General features: G+C 74.3%; 1 protein-coding gene and 1 pseudogene. Both read right to left on the minus strand.

Features of this window, described 5'->3' with window-relative positions; translation table 11 throughout:
• The coding region (locus tag G3I78_RS50820; protein ID WP_164437447.1) for a helix-turn-helix domain-containing protein at window positions 1-255 on the minus strand (255 nt) is incomplete at its 3' end.
• Window positions 248-382, minus strand: a pseudogene (locus tag G3I78_RS52715) (glutamine amidotransferase); the annotation flags it as partial. The pseudogene G3I78_RS52715 and the gene G3I78_RS50820, both read right to left, overlap by 8 nt.

Consider the following 382-nt stretch of genomic DNA (forward strand, 5'->3'; position numbering starts at 1 on the left):
CTTCCCCACCAGCAGGTCCGCGATGCGCTGGACGCTCTGCCGCGTGATCCCCATGGTCCGGGCGATCCCCGCCACCGGCAGCGGCTCCCGGAGCACCGCTCCCAGCACCTGCCACCAGGCCGCGGTCAGTCCGGCCGGCCCGGCCAGCTCCTCGGAGAGCGCGAGGAACCGGCCGTTCAGGCCGAACACCCCCAGCGCGGTGCGGCTCAGCAGGTCCTGCCGGGCCCGTTCCGACGGTGCGGAGGCCTCAGGCATCGCCGCGCTCCGCCGCCGCCATCAGCACCGGGAACGCGCTCGCGTCCGAGTCGTGGAACAGCCGGTACCAGGCGTCGAGCACCTCCGGCCCGTAGACGTCCAGCCGGGCGAAGACCTCCCTGGCGAA

The organism is Streptomyces sp. SID13726 (genome assembly GCF_010548375.1).
GTDB lineage: Bacteria > Actinomycetota > Actinomycetes > Streptomycetales > Streptomycetaceae > Streptomyces.